This window comes from Mycobacterium sp., assembly GCF_040398885.1.
In the GTDB taxonomy this organism is placed as follows: domain Bacteria; phylum Actinomycetota; class Actinomycetes; order Mycobacteriales; family Mycobacteriaceae; genus Mycobacterium.
Map to the genome: position 1 here is coordinate 1 of NZ_JBBATF010000045.1, position 18,599 is coordinate 18,599.

Consider the following 18,599-nt stretch of genomic DNA (forward strand, 5'->3'; position numbering starts at 1 on the left):
CGGATGGATGCCCGGGTGTGCGGGTACGACATCGGCGGGGCTGGCGGGATGCGGCCGGGCTGCGGACGCATCAGCCGGGTGCGGGTGGCCATCCGCGCCCGGGGACGGACATGACCGACCGGGTGCTGGCCGTCTGGTGCATGGACTGGCCGGCCGTGGCGGCCGCTGCCGCGGCCGGGCTGCCGTTCACCGCCCCGGTCGCGGTCACCTGCGCCAATCGGGTGGTCGCCTGTTCGGCGTCGGCCCGCGAGGCCGGGGTGCGGCGCGGCCTGCGGCGGCGGGAGGCGCAGGCCCGGTGCCCGCAGGTGCATGTCGCAGCCGCCGACCCGGCCCGCGACGCCCGGTTCTTCGAGGGCGTGATCGCCGCGGTCGACGATGTGGTGCCCCGCGCCGAGGTGCTCAGGCCCGGACTGCTGGTGCTGCCGGTCCGGGGCGCGGCCCGCTATTTCGGCTCCGAGCAGGCCGCCGCCGAACGCCTGGTCGACGCCGTCGCCGCCGCCGGTGCGGAGTGCCAGGTCGGGGTGGCCGACGAATTGCCCACCGCGGTGTTCGCCGCCCGGGCCGGCCGGGTGCTGGAGCCGGGCCAGGATGCCGCGTTCTTGTCGGAGTTGTCCGTCATGCACTTGTCGACGGAGCCCAGCCTCTCCGGTCCTGGCCGGTCCGATCTTGTAGATCTGTTGTGGCGCATGGGAATTCGTACGATCGGGCAGTTTGCGGCGCTGCCTCGCGGGGATGTCGCCTCCCGGTTCGGGGCGGATGCGGTGATCGCGCATCGCTGCGCCCGGGGCGAACCGGGTCGCGGCCCCTACGGGCGCGAACTCCCTCCCGACCTCGACGCGGTGTTGCACTGCGACCCGCCCGTCGACCGGGTCGACGCGGCCGCGTTCGCGGGGCGGACGTTGGCCGCCGCCCTGCACCGAAGCCTGGAGGCGGCCGGTGTCGGCTGCACCCGGCTGGCCATCCATGCCGGCACCGCCTCCGGCGGGCAGGAGCGCAGCGACCGGGGGATAAGCCCCGGCGGGGAACTGACCCGGGTGTGGCGGTGCGCGGAACCGTTGACCGAGGATGCGACCGCCGACCGGGTGCGCTGGCAACTCGACGGCTGGCTGGCTTCCCGGAAGACGGGGGGGCGGACCGGCCCCACCGGACCGGTGGTCCTGCTTCGGCTGGAGCCGGTGGAAGTGGTTTCCGCCGAGGCGCTTCAGTTGCCGTTGTGGGGCGGCCTCGGCGAGGAGGACCGGCAGCGGGCCCGCCGGGCCCTGGTGCGCGTGCAGGGTCTGCTGGGCCAGGATGCGGTGCAGGTGCCGGTGCTCAGCGGTGGACGCGGGCCTGCCGAGCGGATCACGCTGACCCCGCTCGGCGACGAGCCCGCGCCCCGGGATGCCCCCGACCTGCCCTGGCCCGGCCGGCTTCCCAAGCCCGCGCCGACGGTGCTGCTCGATGAGCCCGTCGAAGTCCTTGACTGTCAAGGCAATCCGGTTCGGGTGACCGCCCGGGGGATGTTCACCGCCGAGCCGGCCCGGCTGGACGGTGCCAGGCCCGCCTACCGGGGCGAGCTCAGCTGGTGGGCCGGGCCGTGGCCGGTGGACGAGCGGTGGTGGGAGCCCGAACCGGGCGTGGACCAGGCCGGGCCGCCGCGGTCCGGGCTGATCGCCCGGGCCCAGGTTCTGGTGGCCGACACCGCACTGCTGCTGTGCTACCGCCGAGGCCGCTGGTATCTGGAGGGCGCCTATGAATAGGTCCGGGAACTCACGCGTCGGCGATCCGGTCGCGGAACCAGTCCGGCCACGGCTGCTTCGCGAAGCTGGTGGCGTCCACGCAGACGTGGACCATCGCCGCCTCGGCGATCGGATCGCCACCGCGGGTGATGGAGAAACGGCTGCGCAACGAGGTGCGCCCGGGAGCATCGAGGGTTACCTCGACCAGCAGTTCGTCCTCGAAGGTGGCCGGCGCGCGGAACTGCAACTCCGCAGCGGCCACCACCAGGTCGATACCGCGGTCGGTCAGTTCCCGGTATCCGCCGAACAGTTCCCGCAATGCCTCGCTGTGGGCCATGTCCAGCCAGGTGAGGTAGTGGGCGTTGAACACCCGGCCCTGCATGTCGCATTCGACGTAGCGCACCCGCAGCGGCATTGCGCAGCGCGCAACCGGACTCATGCAGCGTCGATGCTGAAGCTCGTGATTCCGTCCCAGGAGACGAGGCTCCAACCGGTGACCGGGTTGCCGCTCAGCACGATCCGGCCGATGTTGGGCACCGGGTGATCGGTGAGCAGGGTCGGCCTGCCGTTGCGCGCGTTCATCAGCGTCCACACCATCATCGCCAGGCCGCTGGAGAATGCCACCGGCTTGTCGTCGCCGCTGTCGTAGATCTTCTGCACCGCGTCGGTGAACGCCTCGTTGAACTGGTTGCCGTTCACCGATCCCGGGATGCCGAACCGGCGATCACCCTTGAGCCAGCTCTGCGGCCCCAGCAGGAAGGTGCCGGAGGTGTCCTTCATCGGAATGCCTTCGAACCAGCCCGCCGGGATCTCGTTGAGGCCGGGCAGCACGACGGCCTGTTCGCCCAGCGCCTTGGCCGTCGGTGCCGCGGTCTGCTGGCTGCGCAGCAACTGGGAGGCGAACACCCCGTCGTAGCCACCGCCGGACAACTCGCCGGCCAGATTCTGGGCCTGCTCCCGTCCGAGCGGGGTCAGCCCCGGGCCGGGCACCGCGGTGGACGCGATGTCGTTGGCGTTGGCCTCGGATTCCGCGTGCCGGATCAGGGTCAGGGTGATGTTGCGGACGTCGGGCTGCGGCTGTCCGCCGCACGCGGCGAGCAGCATCACCGACAGGACGACCACCAGTGCGGAGGAGGCTCTACGGGCGCGCGAAACCTGCATGGGAACAGCGTGCACTCTCGACGGCGCCGACGGGCGGGATTCGGCGAGTACACCGGCCGGGGCGCTTAGATGACCCCGCCCATGGCACGGCCGATCGCGTAGGTGACCGCCATCGCCAGGGCGCCGCCGACCACCACCCGCTGAGTGGCGCGCACCGGGTCGGCCCCGCCGAGGCGGGCGCTGATCCAGCCGGTGACGGCCAGCGCGACCAGCACGGCGAAGAAGGTGATCGGGATGCGCACCGACGGCCCCGGCAGCAGGATGGCCAGCATCGGGAGCAGTGCGCCGATGGTGAAGGAGATCGCCGAGGAGATCGCGGCGTGCCACGGGTTGGTCAGTTCGTCGGGGTCGATGCCCAGCTCGACGTCGACGTGCGCGGCGAAGACGTCGTGGTCGGTCAGTTCGCGGGCCACCGTCCGTGCGGTCTCCGGGGAGAGTCCCTTGCTCTGGTAGAGCCCCACGAGTTCCTCGAACTCCTCGTCGGGCTTCTCCGCGAGTTCCCAGCGTTCCTTGGCCAGCAGTGCCTTCTCGGTGTCGCGCTGGGTGCTCACCGAGACGTACTCGCCCAGCGCCATCGACAGCGCACCGGCGGCCAGGCCTGCCACACCCGCGGTGAAGATCGGCCCCCGGTCCTGGGTGGCCGCCGCGACGCCGATGACGATGCCGGCCACCGAGACGATGCCGTCATTCGCGCCGAGCACCCCCGCGCGCAGCCAGTTGAGCTTGGTGTTGATGGCGCCGACATGCGGTTCGGCGGGATGAACGTCTGGAGTCACCGGTTGAGCGTAGGGGCCGACACCCCCTCTGTTCTATCGAACGTATGTTCTATATCCTACGGGGGTGGGCTGGAATGACGGGCCGCCGACCTGGTCGGAGATGGAGCGGGTGCTCAACAGCAGGCCGCCGGCGCAGCGCCACGCGCTGGCACAGCCGCCGGCCGACGGCAGCGACGGTCCGGCCTGGTCGCGCAGACGCCCGGGCTATCTGGCGCCCCCGGACGCGGAGCGCCGCCCCCCGGGTGTCCGCTACGCCGAGTTGCATGCCCACTCGGCGTTCAGCTTCCTCGACGGCGCCAGCACCCCGGAGGAACTCGTCGAGGAGGCGGCCCGGCTGGGACTGGGCGCGATCGCGCTCACCGATCACGACGGGCTGTACGGGGTGGTGCGTTTCGCCGAGGCGGCCCGCGAACTGGGTGTGCGCACGGTCTTCGGCGCCGAACTGTCGCTGGCCGACACCGCCCGCACCGAGGCTCCGGACCCGCCCGGCCCGCATCTGCTGGTGCTGGCCCGCGGGCCGGAGGGCTACCGGCGGCTGTCCCGACAGCTGGCCGCCGCCCACCTGGCCGGCGGGCAGAAGGGAAGGCCGCGCTATGACTACGACTCGTTCACCGAGTTCGCCGGCGGGCACTGGCACATCCTGACCGGCTGCCGCAAAGGCCATGTGCGCCAGGCGCTCTCGACGGGCGGTCCGGAAGCGGCAGCCGGGGCGCTGGCTGATCTGGTGGACCGGTTCGGGCCGGGCCGGGTCAGTGTCGAACTGACCCAGCACGGTCACCCGCTCGATGACGAGCGCAACGCGGCGCTGGCCGCGCTCGCGCCGCGGTTCGGCGTCGGCGTGGTCGCCACCACCGGGGCGCATTTCGCCGACCCGAGCCGCGGGCGGCTGGCGGCGACCATGGCCGCGATCCGGGCCCGGCAGTCCCTGGACTCCGCGGCCGGCTGGCTGGCCCCGCTGGGCGGATCGCACCTGAGATCGGGGGAGGAGATGGCCCGGCGGTTCGCCCGGTATCCCGAAGCGCTCGCCGCGGCGGCGGATCTCGGCGAGGAGTGCGCCTTCGAACTGGCTCTGATCGCCCCGCAACTGCCCCCGTTCGACGTTCCCGCGGGGCACACCGAGGACAGCTGGCTGCGTGAGCTGGTCATGGCCGGCGCGGGTGGACGCTACGGCCCGCGGGCCGGCGCGGCGCGGGCCTACGCCCAGATCGAGCGGGAACTCGACGTCATCGCCGCGCTGAATTTCCCCGGCTATTTCCTTGTGGTGCATGACATCACACAGTTCTGCCGGCGTAACGACATCCTGTGCCAGGGCCGCGGATCGGCGGCCAACTCCGCGGTCTGCTACGCCCTGGGCGTCACCGCCGTCGACCCGGTCGCCAACGGCCTGCTGTTCGAGCGGTTCCTGTCGCCGGCCCGCGACGGGCCGCCCGACATCGACATCGACATCGAGTCGGACCTGCGCGAGCACGTCATCCAGTACGTCTACGCCCGGTACGGCCGCGACTACGCCGCGCAGGTCGCCAACGTGATCACCTACCGGGGCCGCAGTGCGGTGCGCGACACCGCGCGGGCGCTGGGCTTCTCGCAGGGCCAGCAGGATGCCTGGAGTAAACGGATCAGCCGGTGGGGTCCGCTGACCGACTCCGGCGACCTCGACGGCATTCCCGGGCAGGTGGTCGACCTGGCCGGACAGATCGCCGATCTGCCCAGGCACATGGGTATCCACTCCGGGGGCATGGTGATCTGCGACCGTCCGATCGCCGACGTCTGCCCGGTGGAGTGGGCCCGGATGCCCGGCCGCAGCGTGCTGCAGTGGGACAAAGACGACTGTGCGGCAATCGGTTTGGTGAAGTTCGATCTGCTGGGGCTGGGCATGCTGTCGGCTCTGCACTACGCGATCGACCTGGTCGCCGAGCACAAGGGCGTCGAGGTGGACCTGGCCAGGCTCGACCTGTCCGAACATGCCGTCTACGAGATGCTGCAGCGCGCCGACTCCATCGGGGTCTTCCAGGTGGAGTCCCGCGCCCAGATGGCCACCCTGCCCCGGCTGAAGCCGCGGGTCTTCTACGACCTGGTGGTTGAGGTGGCGCTGATCCGCCCCGGCCCGATCCAGGGCGGATCGGTGCATCCCTATATCAAACGGCGCAACGGCCTGGAGCCGGTCACCTATGACCACCCGTCGATGGAGCCGGCACTGCGAAAGACATTGGGAGTGCCGCTCTTCCAGGAGCAGCTGATGCAACTGGCGGTGGACTGCGCGGGTTTCACACCCGCCGAGGCCGACCAGTTGCGCCGGGCCATGGGGTCCAAGCGTTCCACCGCCAGGATGCGAGGTCTGCGGGACCGGTTCTACGCCGGTATGGCCGAGTTGCACGGCATCACCGGCGAGGTGGCCGACCGGATCTACGAGAAGCTGGAGGCATTCGCCAATTTCGGCTTCCCGGAGAGCCATTCGCTGTCCTTCGCCTCACTGGTGTTCTACTCGGCGTGGTTCAAGCTGCACCACCCCGCGGCGTTCTGTGCGGCGCTGTTGCGGGCCCAGCCGATGGGTTTCTACTCCCCGCAGTCGCTGGTCGCCGACGCCCGCCGGCACGGGGTGCGAGTGCGCGGGCCGGATGTCAACGCCAGCTTGGCCCACGCCACCCTCGAGAACGCCGGACTGGAGGTCCGGCTGGGCCTGGCGGACGTGCGTCACATCGGCACGCAACTCGCCCAGCGCATCGTTGACGACCGCGAGGCGGGCGGCCCCTACGCAACGCTGCTGGATCTGACCGGCCGGGTTCGGCTTTCGGTTCCCCAGACCGAGTCGCTGGCCACCGCGGGTGCGCTGGGATGCTTCGGCATCACCCGCCGGGAGGCGCTCTGGGCGGCCGGGGCCGCCGCCGCCGAGCGCCCCGACCGGCTGCCCGGGGTGGGTTCGTCGTCGCATGTTCCCGCGCTGCCCGGCATGAGTGCGACCGAACTGGCCGCGGCCGACGTCTGGGCCACCGGTGTCTCCCCGAACAGCTTTCCGACGCAGTTCCTGCGTTCCGACCTCGATGCGATGGGTGTCGTCCCGGCGCAGCGACTGGCGGCGGTTCCCGACGGCAGCCGGGTGCTGGTCGCCGGTGCGGTCACCCACCGGCAGCGACCGGCCACGGCGCGGGGGGTGACGTTCGTGAACCTCGAGGACGAGACCGGCATGGTCAATGTGTTGTGCACGCCGGGGGTGTGGGCGCGACACCGGCGGATCGCCCAGACCGCACCGGCGCTGCTGATCCGCGGCCGGGTTCAGAACGCCGGTGGCGCGGTGACGGTGGTGGCCGAACGGATCGGGCCGCTGGCCATGACGGTGCAGTCGCGGTCCCGGGATTTCCGCTAAGCCGTTAGCAAATGCCTGTAACCCTCATAAGTTGCGGCTGAGAAGTTGCTGACGATTACCCAAGCCGGTGGAGTTCCACCTGGGGATACGGATTTCACGCGTGCAGAAGGCCGAAAAGATCGGTTTAAGGAAGCCCGGACCGTGGGTACATTACGGGAGACGGAACCGTCACAGCACTGCCGCAGCAACGTCCGACCGGGGAGCACCGCCATGATGACCGAGACCGAAATGCAGTTGGCCATCTACGTCGAAGGCATTCTCCGCACCCGTGGCTACGCCGATGTCGCCAACACCGTTGCCAACATCGTCGGCATCGAGGCCGAACGTCGCGACCGGATGACGATGCGGCCCGGCATGGGTCTGCTCGACGCCTGCTGAAACCTCCGGTTCCCGCGCCAGGGGAACCTCCGTAGTCTTCTCGCATGACCCTTCACCTCTCCGCCGATGAAGTCCTGACCACCACCCGGTCGGTCCGCAAGCGTCTGGACTTCGACAAGCCGGTTCCCCGCGAGGTGCTGATGGAGTGCCTTGACATCGCTCTGCAGGCGCCCACCGGGTCCAACTCCCAGGGCTGGCAGTGGATGTTCATCGAGGATCCGGCCAAGAAACAGGCCCTGGCTCAGATCTACCGGGCCAACGCCACCCCGTACCTGGACCTGCCCAAGCGTGAGCACGGCGATATCCGCGACGAGCAGATGGACGCCGTGATGAACTCCGCGAAGTACCTCAACCAGAACATGGAAAAGGCCCCGGTCATGCTGATCCCCCTGCTGGACGGGCGGCCGGATAACGCGCCGGTCGGTATGCAGGCCGCCTACTGGGGGTCGCTGCTGCCGGCGGTCTGGAGCTTCATGCTCGCCCTGCGCGCACGCGGCCTCGGGACGGCGTGGACGACCCTGCACCTCGTCGGCGACGGGGAGCGGCAGGCCGCAGATCTGCTGGGGATCCCGTTCGCGGACTACACCCAGGGCGGGCTGTTCCCCATCGCCTACACCAAGGGCACCGATTTCAAGATGGCCAAGCGCCTGCCCGCCGAGCAGCTGACCCACTGGGACAGTTGGTGATTCGCGCTCACTGAACGTCGGCGGCCCCGGCGAAGCCGTGTTGGCGCCACGCCTCGTAAGCGGCCACCGCGGCGGCATTGGACAGGTTCAGCGACCGGCGCCCGGCAAGCATCGGGATCCGCACCTGTTCGGTCACGTGCGGGTCGGCCAGTGTCGCCTCGTCCAGGCCGGTCGGCTCCGGGCCGAACAGCAGCACATCCCCGGGCGCATAGCGGATCTCGGTGAACGAGCGCTCGGCGTGCGCGGTGAAGGCGAACACCCGGGCACCCCCGACTGCCGCCCACGCATCTTCCAGTGATCGGTGCACGGTGACCGACGCGAGGTCGTGGTAGTCCAGTCCGGCGCGGCGAAGTCTGGGCTCGGACAGGTCGAAACCGAGGGGCTCCACCAGATGCAACTCGCACCCCGTGGCGGCCACCATGCGGATCGCGTTGCCGGTGTTCGGCGCGATGCGCGGCGAGTGGAAGAGAATCCTGAACAACGGGCCGGTCTAACGGTCTCGCCGGTCGATCAGCGACTCGATCAGTCTCACGATCCGTCCTGCCCCACAGCGAGAAGGGTACCGCCGGGGCCGGCGCGGCGGCCGCTCTCGCCACGGGTGGGCTCAGACCGGCCCCGTGGTGGCGAGTCGGTGATCAAGATGTGCTCGCACCGTTGGCCATTCGGCCCCGATGATGCTGTAAACGCAGGTATCCCGCAACGAGCCGTGGGCCTGCGGGTGGCGATTGATCTGGTGACTACGCAGCACGCCGTCGAGCTTGGCTCCCAGCCGTTCGATGGCACGCCGGCTCGGGTGGTTGAAGAAATGCGTGCGGAACTCGACCGCTATGCAACCCAGCTCGTCGAAGGCATGGGCGAGCATCAGACGCTTCGCCTCGGTGTTGAGTGCGGTTCGCTGGACGCTCCTCCGATACCAGGTGGACCCGATCTCCAGGCGCCGGTTCGGTGCGTCGATGTTCAGGTAGGTCGTCATACCAACCGCGCGGTTGGTGACCGGGTCGATGACTGCGAAAGGGCACATGGTGCCACGACTCTGTTCGTCGAGTCGACGCGCGATTTCATCGCGCATCTGGGCGGGTTCCGGGATGACGGTGTACCAAAGCTTCCAGAGCTCGCCGTCCCGAACCGCCTCGCAGAGCGCGTCATGGTGGGCGGTTGAAAGCGGCTCGAGCCGTACGTGGCCGCCCTTCAGGATCACCGGTGTCGCCCAAGCGCCCATCAGCGCACGGTGTCCGGAGTCGGTCAGCGGCCGGTCACCGGCGGCTGGCCCGGGGTCAGCCCGAGTTCGTCGACGGCCACCTGATAGGCCATCGGTTGGCAGTTGGTGTCCAACGGGGTTTGATCCCCCGAGCAGTAAGGCTGGAAGATCCCCGCGGCGGCGTGCGGCGCGAACAGGACGGACGCCACGGCGAACAGCGCCGCTGTCAAAGTTCTGGTCATAACTCACGGTAGCTCAGGCCCGGGAGGATCGGCTAAGCGGCCTTCAATCGGATTCTCCAGCGCACCAATCCCAGGTAAAGAACGCTCAGGCCGGCCAGCATCGCCATGTCGAACCACCAACTCGACCCGGTGTGTTTCCACCACCGGTCCTTCGGCGTCAGCGGACCGGGCACCTGGTTGACCAGATCCACCGTCGACGCCGACGCGGCGAACCCCCACCGGGCCGGGGTGAACCACGAAAGCTGATCGAGCACCGGACGATTGGTGACCGGGACCATGCCGCCGGAGAACACCAACTGGCTCATGATCGCCACCACCAGCAGCGGCATGATCTGCTCATTGGATTTCGCGATCGCCGACAGCAGCAGGCCGAGACTGGCCGAGGCAACGCAGGTCGCGGCGATGGTGGCGAACAGTTCCACCGACGGGTTGCCCAGGGCGACCGCGCCCTGAGTGGGACCGCCCTTGCCCCACACCACGATCGACACCATGATCGCCGACTGCAGCACCGCGAACAGGGTGTAGACGCCCACCTTGGCCAACAGGTAGGCCGTCGTCGACAAACCCACCGCCTGCTCGCGGCGGAAGATGGCGCGTTCGCTGATCAGGTCCCGGATGGTCAGCGCGGTTCCCATGAACACCGCGCCGACGTTGAGGAACACCAGAATCTGGCCGGGTTCGTTGGGGGAGCCGCCCATCGGGTCGGGGATGCCGAAGCCGACGTCCCCCGGCACCGCCAGCGACAGCACACCCATGATGAACGGCAACAGCGCCAGGAAGAAGAAGTAGCCGCGGTCGGAGATGATCAGCCTGGCCTGGCGGCGCATGATGGTGGAGAACTGCCGGCGCAGGCTGGTGTGCACCGGCTCACCCAGATCCGACGGCGCCTCCATCGGCGGCGGCGGCGGCTGCGGACCGGTCAGCGCGAGATACCGGTCGTTGGCGGCCTGCGGGTCGCCGGCCACGGCGCTGAAGATGTCGGCCCAGTTCGTCGTTCCCATCGCGGGCCCGATCTCGGCGGGCGGCCCGCAGAACGCGGTCTTGCCGCCCGGCGCGAGCAGCAGCACCTGATCGCAGACATCCAGGTAGGTCAGCGAATGGGTGACCACCAGCACCACGCGGCCGGCGTCGGCCAGGTCGCGCAACATGGTCATCACCTGGCGGTCCAGCGCGGGGTCCAGGCCCGAGGTCGGCTCGTCGAGGATCAGCAGCGACGGCCCGGTCAGCAGCTCCAGGGCCACCGAGGCCCGCTTGCGCTGACCGCCGGACAGTTTGTCCACCCGGGTCTCGGCGTGCTGGGTCATCTCCAGTTCGGCCAGCACCTGTTCGACCACCTGCTGGCGGTCCTCGCGGGTGGTGTCCGGCGGCAGCCGCAACTCCGCGGCGTACATCAGGGCCTGGTTGACGGTCAGCTGTCCGTGCACCACGTCGTCCTGCGGCACCATCCCGATCCGGGACCGCAGTGAGGCGTAGTCGGCGTGGACGTTGTGGCCCTCGAAGCTCACCGTGCCGCTGGTCGGGTGGGTGTAGCCGGCGATGAGGCGGGCCAGGGTGGACTTGCCGGCGCCCGACGGGCCGATCACCGCGGTCAGGCTGCCGGGACGGGCGGTCAGCGAGATGTTCTCCAGCAGCGTCTTGTTGTTCTCGATGGTCCAGGTGACGCTGCGCACGTCCAGTCCGCCGGTCGCGGTGGCCGCCGCGGTGTCGGTGCGGCGCACCAGCGTCCCGCCGGCGAACTCCAGGTCGACGTTGCCGATGGTCACCACGTCGCCGTCGTTCAGCAGGGCGGTGTCGACGCGCGTGCCGTTGACGAACGTGCCGTTGATGGAACGGTTGTCGACGATCTCCGTCCCGCCCGGGGTGGGGATCAACGTGGCGTGGTGGCGCGACGCCAGCACGTCGGGGATGACGACGTCGTTGTCGGTCGACCGGCCGATCTTCAGCGATCCCGGCGGCGCCGGGGTCGACGATCCCGGCTTGAGGATCTTCAGCATCGAGGTGGCCAGGTTCGACGACCCCGTCGGGCGGACCGCGGAGGGCCCCATCTGGGTGGGTGCGGCGTCCGGTGCGGTCGGTGGCGACGGCGGTACGGTCAGCGGCCTGCTCGGCGGCGGTGGATAGGCCGGCGGCTGGGTCGGCGGCTGGGCGGGTGGATAGACGGGCTGCGGCCGCGAGCCGGGATACATCGGCCGCGAGGGCGGCGGCGGTGGGTAGGCCGGTTGCGTTCGGGGCTGCGGATACGCCTGGGCGATGATCTCCGTCGAGGTCTCCGGCGGCTGCCCGGCCGGGCCCCGGTGGCGGCCGAGTTCGAAGCTTACCGGCGGTCCGTCCGGGTTGCCGATGTTGATCGTCGTCCCGTCGGCGATGTCGGCTTCCTGGAGCCGGCGCCCACGCACGTACATCCCGTTGAGGGATCCGTTGTCCACCGCCATCCAGCGGCCTCCCCCCGCCGCGTGGGGGTCGAACCGCAGCACCAGATGGGCGCGCGACACCAGGGGGTGCGCGATGCGCACGTCGGCACGCAGGTCGCGCCCCACCACGACGTCGTTGCCGGGTGCGAAGGTGCGGGGCTGGCCGTTGTATCGGACGGTCAGAACGGGCGCGTTCATCGGCGCAATGCTAGGCGAACATCACAGCGGAGCCCCCGTGACCACGCAGTGCGTCCGGGTGTAGATCGTCGGCATGCACTTGTTGCAGTGGTCACAGATCGAGCGCACCGCGCCGTCGGCCCGGATGCGGTCGACCAGGTCCGGCTCGGCCAGCAGCGCCCGGCCCATCGCGACGAAGTCGAAGCCGGCGGCCATCGCCCGGTCCATGGTCTCCCGGTTGGTGACCCCGCCGAGCAGGATCAGCGGCATGGTCAACTCGCCGCGGAACCGCTCGGCGTCGCGCAGCAGGAAGCCGTCCCGGTAGGGGTACTCGCGGAGGAACCTGGTGCCGCTCATCCGGATGCCCCAGCGCAGCGGCGGGGCGAACGCGGCGGCGAACTCCTTGACCGGGGCCTCGCCGCGGAACAGGTACATCGGGTTGACCAGGGAACTGCCGGCGGTCAGTTCCAGCGCGTCCAGGCCGCCGTCGTCCTGAAGCCAGCGGGCCGTCTGCAGCGACTCCTCGATGCCGATGCCGCCGCGCACCCCGTCGGCCATGTTCAGCTTTGCGGTCACCGCGATCGCCGGAGTGCCGTCGCGGCCGACCTCCTCCCGCACGGCTCGCACGATTCCGCGGGCCACCTTGGCGCGGTTGGCCAGCGATCCGCCGAACTCGTCGGTGCGCCGGTTGATCAACGGCGACAGGAACGAACTGGCAAGGTAGTTGTGGCCGAGGTGGATCTCGACGGCGTCGAAACCGGCGTCGATGGCGTGGCGCGCCGCGGTCGCGTGGGCGGCGATCACCTCGTCGAGATCCCGGCGGGTCGCGTGCCGGGCGAACCGCATCGACAGCGGGTTGAAGAACCGCACCGGCGCCAGCGCGACGGCCTCGTTGGACCGGGCGTCGGCCACCGGCCCGGCGTGGCCGATCTGGGCGCTGACCGCCGCGCCCTCGGCGTGCACGGCCTCGGCCAGTCGGCGCAGACCGGGCACCGCCTCCGGGCGCATCCACAGCGCCGAGGCGTCGGTGCGCCCGCCCGGGCTCACCGCGCAGTAGGCGACTGTCGTCATGCCCACCCCACCGGCCGCCATCGCCCGGTGGAAGGCGATCAGGTCGTCGCTCACCAGCGCCCCGGGAGTGCGGGCCTCGAAGGTGGCCGCCTTGATGATGCGGTTGCGCAGCGTGATCGGACCCAGTCGCGCCGGGCTGAAGACGTCCGGTGCCGGGCTGGACACATCCGGAAAAGGGCCCATATGCAGAATGTAGCCGTGCCCGCGCAGACCCTGGACGGCAAGCTGACCCGCGACGAGATCTTCGCCGACCTCACCCGGCGGGTGGCCGCCCTCGCCGCCGCCGGTCGCACCCCCGGACTGGGCACCGTGCTGGTCGGCGACGACCCCGGCTCGCACGCCTATGTTCGGGGCAAGCACTCCGACTGCGCCAAGGTCGGGATCACCTCGATCCGCCGCGACCTGCCGGCCGACGCCTCCGAGGCTCAACTCGACGACGCCATCGACGAACTCAACGCCGACCCGGACTGCACCGGCTACATCGTGCAACTGCCGTTGCCGCGCCACCTCGACGAGAACGCCGCGCTGGAGCGCATCGACCCGGCCAAGGACGCCGACGGCCTGCACCCGATGAACCTGGGCCGCCTCGTGCTGGGCGAGCCGGCGCCGCTGCCGTGCACCCCGCGCGGCATCGTGGCGCTGCTGCGCCGTTTCGACGTGCCGATCGACGGCGCGCACGTGGTGGTGATCGGCCGCGGCATCACCGTCGGGCGCCCGCTGGGCCTGCTGCTCACCCGCAGGACCGAGAACGCGACAGTGACGCTGTGCCACACCGGAACTCGCGACCTCCCGGCGTTCACCCGGCAGGCCGACATCGTCGTCGCGGCCGCCGGGGTGCCGCACATGCTCACCGCCGGAATGGTCCGGCCCGGTGCGGCCGTCGTCGACGTCGGGGTCAGCCGGGTCGACGGGGTGCTCACCGGCGACGTGGCGCCGGGGGTGTGGGAGGTGGCCGGCCAGGTGTCGCCCAACCCGGGCGGCGTCGGCCTGCTGACCCGTGCGTTCCTGCTGACCAACGTCGTCGAGCGAGCCGAAGCCGCGCTGTGAGCGCGCGCGAGGTGGGCCGGGCCCAGTGGCCCATCCTGACCGTCGCGGGCATCTTCCTGATCGCTCTGGCGCTCGTCGCCGCCGGATTCTGGCGGCGCGGGGCGTTCCTGATCGGGGTCGGTGTCGGGGTGGCCGCCGCACTGCGACTGGTGCTGCCCGACGGCCGGGCCGGCCTGCTGGTGGTCCGCGACAAGCCCCTGGACTTCGCCACCATGACCACGATCAGCGCCATCATGATCTACACCGCCTGGACCATCGAACCCCTCGGGACGAGCTGAGCCGGGGGGTCAGCCCAGCAGTGCCCGCGCGCATACCGTGATGTACGGCAGCGCGATGCCCTGCGAATTCGCCAGCGCCGGGTGGGTGGCCAGTAGCGTCCGTACCTCGTCCAGCGTGCGGGTGCGCACCTCCGCCGGCGAGGTGATGCAGTAACTGCGCGAGGCGACGTAGTCGATCAGCGCCTCTCGCGTCACGTAATTCGTCCACTCCACCCGGTGGGTCTGCACGTCGGTGAACGGTTCGGGCAACACCACGGTGGCGTTGGCCCAGTCGTGTTCGAGCCCGACGATCCGGCCGAAGTCCCTGACCCACCCCAGGCGTTCGTCGCGGACATTCCACAGCAGGCCCAGCCGGCCACCGGGCCGTAGCACCCGTACCACCTCGGCCACCGCCCGTTGCGGGTCGAACCAATGCCACGCTTGGGCTACCAGGACCGCGTCAACGCTGTTGTCCGGCAACGGAATCTGCTCGGCGGTACCCAGCAGGGCGGGGGTCTCGGGCAGCGTCGCGCGCAGCACGTCGAGCAGTTCGGTGATCGGGTCGACCGCCACCACGTCAAGGTCGCGCTCGACCAGCCGGCTGGTGAGCTTCCCGGTCCCGGCGCCCAGGTCCAGCACATCGCGCACCGGGCCGCCGACGGCGGGGGACAGCAGCCAGTCGACGGCCGCCGGCGGGTAGGACGGCCGCCCGCGCTCGTAGGCGGCCGCCTGGGAGCCGAAGGACAGCGAGCGTTCCCTGCGACCGCCGTCGGCTGCCGTCATCTACCGCCGCCCGCCGGCCAGCGCCAGGGCCTCGCGGACCAGCCGGCCCACCGACTCGGTCTCGATCAGGAAACCGTCGTGGCCGTAGACCGACTCGACGACGTTGAGGCCCCCGCAGTTCGGCAGCAGTTCGGCCAGTTCCCGCTGCAGCCGCAGCGGGTAGAGCCGGTCGGAGGTGATGCCGCCGACCACGGCCGGCACCGGGCAGGACTGCAGGGCAGCGGCCACCCCGCCGCGACCGCGTCCGACGTCGTGGTTGGACAGCGTCTCGGTGAGCGCCACATAGCTGCCGGCGTCGAAACGGCGAATCAGCTTGGTGCCCTGGTGTTCCAGGTAACTCTGCACCGCGTAGCGTCCGCCGGTCAGCGGATCCTCCCGGTCATCCCCGCTGCCCTGGCCGTCATTGCCGAACCTGGTGTCCAGTTCGGCTTCGCCGCGGTAGGTGAGATGGGCGAACCGGCGGGCCAGTTGCAGACCGGAGTCCGGCGAGCGGCCGGTGCCGTGGTAGTCCCCGCCCTGCCAGTCCGGATCGGACTTGATGGCCGCGATCTGGCTGCTCTGGGTGCCGATCTGGTCCGCGGTGGCGCGCGCGCCGACCGCCAGCACCAGCGCTGCCCGCACCCGGTCGGGGTAGCCGATCATCCACTCCAGAGCCCGGGCGCCGCCCATCGACCCGCCGATCACCGCCGCCACCTCGGTGATGCCGAGGGCGGCCAGCGCGGCCACGTCGGCGTCGACCTGGTCGCGAACCGTGATCAACGGGAAGCGTGACCCCCAGGGCTTGCCGTCGCGGGCCAGCGAACTCGGCCCGGTCGAGCCGCGGCACCCGCCCAGCACGTTGGTGGCCACCGCGCACCAGCGGTCGGTGTCGATCGGCGCGCCCGGGCCGGTGATCCCGTCCCACCAGCCCGGCACCCGCGAGTCACCGGTCAGGGCGTGCAGCACCACCACGACGTTGTCCCGGTTGGGGGACAACTCGCCCCAGCGCTGAACCGCGATGGACACGTCGTCGATGACCGCGCCGTTCTCCAGCGTCAGTGGACCGATGTCCACGACGCCGACCTCGCCCTCCGCCGGGAGGGTCTCGACGCGCTCGAAGACTTCGCCCGGTCGTTCCTCTTCGCGCAAGCGCTCGTCGGAAATGGTCATGTCCGGATCTCTCAATGCGCCGCCACGGCGCTGGGTTCGGGGACCGCCCGGGCCGCGGCGAACCCCCGCTCCAGGTCGGCCAGGATGTCGTCGATGCCCTCCAGTCCGACGGCCAGTCGCACCAGCCCGGGGGTGACGCCGGTGGTCAGCTGCTCCTCGGCCGAAAGCTGCTGATGGGTGGTCGAAGCGGGGTGGATCACCAGCGATCGCACGTCGCCGATGTTGGCCACGTGGCTGTGCAGTCGAAGCGCGTCGACGAAGGCCTTTCCTTTCTCGACGCCGACCGGCCCCTCCCCGGCGAGTTCGAAGGACAGCACCGCCCCGGTGCCCCTGGGGGCCAGTTCCCGGCCCCGCTCGTACCACGGGGAGGTGGGCAGTCCGGCGTAGTTGACGCCGACCACCTCGGGGTGGCCGGCCAGGAACTCCGCCACCCGCAGGGCGTTGGCCACATGCCGTTCGATGCGCAGGCTCAGCGTCTCCAGTCCCTGGGCGATCAGGAACGCGTTGAACGGGGCCGGCGCCGACCCGAGGTCGCGCAGCAGTTGCACCCGGGCCTTGAGGGCGAACGCCGGGGCGCCGAGGTCGGCGAACACCACGCCGTGGTAGCTCGGGTCCGGTGTGGTGAAGCCGGGGAATCTGCCCGACGCGGTCCAGTCGAAGTTGCCGGAGTCGACGATCACCCCGGCGATCGCCGTGCCGTGGCCGCCGAGGTACTTGGTGGCCGAGTGCACGACGATGTCGGCGCCGTGGGCGATCGGCTGGATCAGATAGGGCGTGGCGATGGTGTTGTCCACGATCAGCGGAACCCCGTTGGCGTGCGCGACGCCGGCGACGCCGGGGATGTCGAGGATGTCGATCATCGGGTTGGAGATGGTCTCGCCGAAGAACGCCTTGGTGTCGGGCCGCACCGCGGCCTGCCAGGAGTCCAGGTCGTCGGGGTTCTCGACGAACGTGGTCTCGATTCCCAGCTTGGGCAGCGTGTGGTGGAACAGGTTGTAGGTGCCGCCGTAGAGGCGGGGGCTGGACACGATGTGGTCGCCCGCCCCGGCCAGGTTGAGGATCGCGAAGGTCTCGGCGGCCTGGCCGGAGGACAGCAGCAGGGCGGCCACTCCGCCCTCGAGGGCGGCGATGCGCTGCTCGACGACGTCGGTGGTCGGGTTCATGATCCGGGTGTAGATGTTGCCCGGTTCGGCCAGCCCGAACAGCGCGGCGGCGTGGTCGGTGCTCTCGAAGGTGTAGGACGTGGTCTGGTAGATCGGCAGCGCCCGGGCGCGGCTGGCGCTGTCCGGGCTTTGGCCTGCGTGGATCTGCTTGGTCTCGAAGGACCAGTCGGCGGGGTCGGTCGGGTTGGACATTTGAGAATGCTCCTTGGGTCGCTGGGCTGGAATTCACGAGGGGGGCGTCCGGCACGGGGACGAACGCGGGGGCGTGGATCAGCGACAGCGACACATTTGAGGGCTCCGCATCAGGTTTCCCTGTCTACTCGGGGGGCCCGTCATGGCGGACCCGCGCTTGCCGTGCAGCCGCCTGTCGGCTGCTCAACCTGGTCATCACCCAGGGCACCCCACCGCGGTTGGAGGGTTGCCGGCCAGCAAGCCGGGGCTTCGCGCTGGCACTCATGACCGATGCGAAGCGTATCGCACACCCGCGCCGCCTGGCCAGCCCAGTCGCCCCGTCGCCGGCCGGTCAACCCTTGTAATGTTGCGCCCAGCGAGCGACTGCTCGTCGGGCTGAGGAGGATGGGCGACTCAATGTCGAGCGGACGCAAGATCAAGGTCGAGGGCACCGTCGTCGAGCTCGACGGCGACGAGATGACCCGCATCATCTGGAAGCTGATCAAAGACACCCTGATCCTGCCGTACCTGGACATCGACCTGGAGTACTACGACCTGGGCATCGAGCACCGCGACGCCACCGACGACCAGGTCACCATCGACTCCGCCAACGCCATCCTCAAACACCACGTCGGCGTCAAATGCGCCACCATCACCCCCGACGAGGCCCGCGTCAAGGAGTTCAACCTCAAGAAGATGTGGCTCTCGCCCAACGGCACCATCCGCAACATCCTGGGCGGCACCATCTTCCGCGCCCCGATCGTCATCTCCAACATTCCGCGGCTGGTGCCCGGATGGACCAAGCCGATCATCATCGGCCGGCACGCCTTCGGCGACCAGTACCGCGCCA

Annotated in this window: 19 protein-coding genes and 1 riboswitch; of the genes, 8 read left to right on the forward strand and 11 right to left on the reverse strand. The window is 70.3% G+C overall.

Annotated elements, in window-relative coordinates:
• The first annotated feature begins 48 nt into the window (after positions 1–48).
• A complete protein-coding gene (locus tag ADBZ5U_RS06325; protein ID WP_526263555.1) occupies positions 49–114 on the forward strand; it encodes an Rv3395c family protein in 66 nt (21 codons plus the stop codon).
• Complete coding sequence (locus ADBZ5U_RS06330) at positions 111–1,739, forward strand: DNA polymerase Y family protein (protein WP_526263520.1); 1,629 nt, start codon at positions 111–113, stop codon at positions 1,737–1,739. The genes ADBZ5U_RS06325 and ADBZ5U_RS06330 overlap by 4 nt, the downstream gene beginning before the upstream one ends.
• Before the next feature lie 10 nt (positions 1,740–1,749).
• Here the strand turns inward: ADBZ5U_RS06330 and ADBZ5U_RS06335 are convergent, their stop codons facing one another.
• From ADBZ5U_RS06335 to ADBZ5U_RS06345, 3 genes are all read right to left on the reverse strand, one after another.
• Complete coding sequence (locus tag ADBZ5U_RS06335) at positions 1,750–2,157, reverse strand: acyl-CoA thioesterase (RefSeq protein WP_526263522.1); 408 nt, start codon at positions 2,155–2,157, stop codon at positions 1,750–1,752.
• Positions 2,154–2,879: a histidine phosphatase family protein gene (locus tag ADBZ5U_RS06340; protein ID WP_526263524.1), complete on the reverse strand. Its 726-nt coding sequence runs from the start codon at positions 2,877–2,879 to the stop codon at positions 2,154–2,156. Before ADBZ5U_RS06340 ends, ADBZ5U_RS06335 begins: the two co-directional genes overlap by 4 nt.
• Before the next feature lie 65 nt (positions 2,880–2,944).
• Positions 2,945–3,655, reverse strand: a complete 711-nt coding sequence (locus ADBZ5U_RS06345; RefSeq protein WP_526263526.1) for a VIT1/CCC1 transporter family protein — start codon at positions 3,653–3,655, stop codon at positions 2,945–2,947.
• Positions 3,656–3,719: 64 nt separating this feature from the next.
• Here ADBZ5U_RS06345 and ADBZ5U_RS06350 point away from each other — a divergent pair, with 64 nt between their 5' ends.
• The 3 genes from ADBZ5U_RS06350 to ADBZ5U_RS06360 all read left to right on the forward strand — a co-directional run bounded on the left by ADBZ5U_RS06350 (position 3,720) and on the right by ADBZ5U_RS06360 (position 8,080).
• Complete coding sequence (locus tag ADBZ5U_RS06350; RefSeq protein WP_526263528.1) at positions 3,720–7,016, forward strand: DNA polymerase III subunit alpha; 3,297 nt, start codon at positions 3,720–3,722, stop codon at positions 7,014–7,016.
• Positions 7,017–7,226: 210 nt separating this feature from the next.
• On the forward strand, positions 7,227–7,394 hold the full coding sequence (locus tag ADBZ5U_RS06355; RefSeq protein WP_526263530.1) for a hypothetical protein: 168 nt from the start codon (positions 7,227–7,229) through the stop codon (positions 7,392–7,394).
• Between the two features lie 44 nt (positions 7,395–7,438).
• The gene (locus tag ADBZ5U_RS06360; protein ID WP_526263532.1) at positions 7,439–8,080 is read left to right on the forward strand and encodes a nitroreductase family protein; all 642 of its coding nucleotides are present in this window, start codon (positions 7,439–7,441) and stop codon (positions 8,078–8,080) included.
• A gap of 7 nt (positions 8,081–8,087) precedes the next feature.
• Here ADBZ5U_RS06360 and ADBZ5U_RS06365 read toward each other — a convergent pair whose 3' ends face one another.
• The 5 genes from ADBZ5U_RS06365 to ADBZ5U_RS06385 all read right to left on the reverse strand — a co-directional run bounded on the left by ADBZ5U_RS06365 (position 8,088) and on the right by ADBZ5U_RS06385 (position 13,362).
• Positions 8,088–8,561 (reverse strand): tRNA (cytidine(34)-2'-O)-methyltransferase, encoded by a 474-nt coding sequence (locus tag ADBZ5U_RS06365; protein ID WP_526263534.1) that lies wholly within the window; start codon positions 8,559–8,561, stop codon positions 8,088–8,090.
• Positions 8,562–8,684: 123 nt separating this feature from the next.
• Positions 8,685–9,299 carry a GNAT family N-acetyltransferase gene (locus ADBZ5U_RS06370; RefSeq protein WP_526263536.1) on the reverse strand — a complete coding sequence of 205 codons (615 nt, stop codon included), beginning with the start codon at positions 9,297–9,299 and terminating at the stop codon, positions 8,685–8,687.
• Between the two features lie 23 nt (positions 9,300–9,322).
• Entirely contained in the window at positions 9,323–9,520 is a 198-nt protein-coding gene (locus ADBZ5U_RS06375) for a hypothetical protein (RefSeq protein ID WP_526263538.1), read from the reverse strand.
• A gap of 32 nt (positions 9,521–9,552) precedes the next feature.
• Positions 9,553–12,129 carry an ATP-binding cassette domain-containing protein gene (locus ADBZ5U_RS06380; RefSeq protein ID WP_526263540.1) on the reverse strand — a complete coding sequence of 859 codons (2,577 nt, stop codon included), beginning with the start codon at positions 12,127–12,129 and terminating at the stop codon, positions 9,553–9,555.
• A gap of 21 nt (positions 12,130–12,150) precedes the next feature.
• Positions 12,151–13,362, reverse strand: coding sequence for an NADH:flavin oxidoreductase (locus tag ADBZ5U_RS06385; RefSeq protein ID WP_526263543.1), 1,212 nt, complete (start codon positions 13,360–13,362; stop codon positions 12,151–12,153).
• 15 nt (positions 13,363–13,377) lie between these two features.
• Between ADBZ5U_RS06385 and ADBZ5U_RS06390 the strand changes: the two genes are divergently transcribed.
• Both ADBZ5U_RS06390 and ADBZ5U_RS06395 read left to right on the forward strand, forming a co-directional pair.
• Positions 13,378–14,226, forward strand: coding sequence for a bifunctional methylenetetrahydrofolate dehydrogenase/methenyltetrahydrofolate cyclohydrolase (locus tag ADBZ5U_RS06390; RefSeq protein ID WP_526263545.1), 849 nt, complete (start codon positions 13,378–13,380; stop codon positions 14,224–14,226).
• Positions 14,223–14,504, forward strand: a complete 282-nt coding sequence (locus ADBZ5U_RS06395; protein ID WP_526263547.1) for a DUF3017 domain-containing protein — start codon at positions 14,223–14,225, stop codon at positions 14,502–14,504. The genes ADBZ5U_RS06390 and ADBZ5U_RS06395 overlap by 4 nt, the downstream gene beginning before the upstream one ends.
• A 9-nt stretch (positions 14,505–14,513) precedes the next feature.
• Here the strand turns inward: ADBZ5U_RS06395 and ADBZ5U_RS06400 are convergent, their stop codons facing one another.
• Genes ADBZ5U_RS06400 through ADBZ5U_RS06410 form a run of 3 tightly spaced genes read right to left on the reverse strand, consistent with a single transcriptional unit; the run spans position 14,514 to position 17,770 of the window.
• Positions 14,514–15,266, reverse strand: coding sequence for a class I SAM-dependent methyltransferase (locus tag ADBZ5U_RS06400; protein ID WP_526263549.1), 753 nt, complete (start codon positions 15,264–15,266; stop codon positions 14,514–14,516).
• Entirely contained in the window at positions 15,267–16,415 is a 1,149-nt protein-coding gene (gene metX, locus ADBZ5U_RS06405) for a homoserine O-acetyltransferase MetX (RefSeq protein ID WP_526263551.1), read from the reverse strand. It lies immediately after the preceding gene.
• An 11-nt stretch (positions 16,416–16,426) separates the two neighbouring features.
• Entirely contained in the window at positions 16,427–17,770 is a 1,344-nt protein-coding gene (locus tag ADBZ5U_RS06410; RefSeq protein ID WP_526263553.1) for a bifunctional o-acetylhomoserine/o-acetylserine sulfhydrylase, read from the reverse strand.
• A gap of 148 nt (positions 17,771–17,918) precedes the next feature.
• Positions 17,919–18,039: riboswitch (SAM riboswitch) on the reverse strand.
• A gap of 127 nt (positions 18,040–18,166) precedes the next feature.
• Between ADBZ5U_RS06410 and ADBZ5U_RS06415 the strand changes: the two genes are divergently transcribed.
• Positions 18,167–18,599, forward strand: a 433-nt coding sequence (locus ADBZ5U_RS06415; protein WP_526263557.1) for an isocitrate/isopropylmalate family dehydrogenase, incomplete at its 3' end; no start/stop codon positions are given.